The organism is Nonomuraea basaltis (genome assembly GCF_005893125.1).
In the GTDB taxonomy this organism is placed as follows: Bacteria; Actinomycetota; Actinomycetes; order Streptosporangiales; family Streptosporangiaceae; genus Nonomuraea; species Nonomuraea basaltis.
On sequence record NZ_VCJS01000553.1, the window covers coordinates 1 to 1,470 of the forward strand.

The following is a 1,470-nucleotide window of genomic DNA, read 5'->3' on the forward strand; positions in this document are numbered from 1 at the left end:
TGAGGGGCCTGGTCCTTGACCAGGTGGAGGATCTGGGTGACCGCCTGAGGATCGCGGCCCGTACGGGCTCGGAGGGGGTGGCCTGCCGCGGCTGTGGGACACCGTCGGCTCGGGTGCATGACCGGTATCGGCGTCGTCTGCAGGACTTGGCCTGCGGCGGGAGACCGGTTCAGGTCGAGTTGGAGGTCCGCCGGTTCATCTGCGGCAACCCGGCGTGCTTGGTGGCGACGTTCGCCGAGCAGGTCCCCGGACTGACCGCCAAACAGCAGCGCCGCACGGCAGGGCTGCGGGGTCTGCTGGAGCGGGTCGCACTGGCCCTGGCCGGCCGCGCGGGGTCTCGGCTGGCCGGTGCGCTGGGCGCGATCGTCTCCCGGTTCACGCTGATCCGGCTGGTCAGGGCGTTGCCCGATCCCGAGATCGGGCGGGTCACCCTGCTCGGGGTCGATGATTGGGCCAAACGGCGCGGGCATTCGTATGCGAGTGTCCTGGTGGACATGGCCGGCCACCGCATCATCGACGTGCTGCCCGACCGGGAGGCCGCCACCCTGGCCGAGTGGCTGCGCGCGCATCCCGGCGTCGAGGTGATCTGCCGGGACCGGGCCGGCGCCTACGCCCTGGGCGGCCGGGAGGGCGCGCCCGATGCCCAGCAGGTGGCGGATCGCTGGCACATGTGGGATGACCTGCGCGAATACGCGGACAAGACCGTCGCTGCCCACCATCGGTGCGTCAAAGAGCACTACGTTGCCCTTGCCCGGGACGCTGAGGAGCAGGCCCACGACCCCGGCCAGGTCGCCGAACAGACGACCATCGACCGTGCCGAGAACAGAGCGCGTGTGGTGAAGGCGAGGGAGCGCTACCGGCAAGTCCAGGCGCTAAAGGCGGAAGGCAAGAGCCACGCCGCGATCCAGCGGGAGCTGCGCCTGGCGCCCATGACTGTCCGCAAGTACTCCCGCGCAGAAAGCGTCGATGAGGTGGTGGCGGGCACGCTGACCGGATGGCCGAGCATGCTGGACGATTACAAGCCCCACCTGCATGAACGCTGGAATTCCGGGTGCACCAACATCCAGCAGCTGCACCGGGAGATCACGGCGCTGGGCTTTCGCGGTAGCTACGGCACCGTCTACGCCTACCTCGCGCCCTTCAAGGGCTCGGTTGCTCCGCCCGCCGTCCCCGCGCCGCCCAAGGCCCGCCACATCACCAGCTGGATCCGCCGCCGTCCCGACAACCTCGGCCCGGATGAACAGCTGAAACTCAAGGAGGTCCTGGCAGCCTGCCCGCACCTCGACGCCTTACACGGCCACATCAAGACCTTCGCGGAGATGATGACCGAACGCCAAGGCCACCGCCTCGACGCTTGGATCGACGCCGTCCGGGCTGACGACCTGCCCCACCTGCATTCCTTCGCCAACGGCCTCGAACGCGACCACGCCGCCGTCCTGAACGGACTCACGCTCCCTTACAGCTCAGGCG

The 1,470-nt window shown here is 69.4% G+C and carries 1 protein-coding gene; it reads left to right on the forward strand.

Translation table 11 applies throughout. The features are described from left to right. Nucleotides 1-113: 113 nt before the first annotated feature. On the forward strand, nt 114-1,470 hold a 1,357-nt coding region (locus EJK15_RS69330), incomplete at its 3' end, for an ISL3 family transposase (protein WP_240778157.1).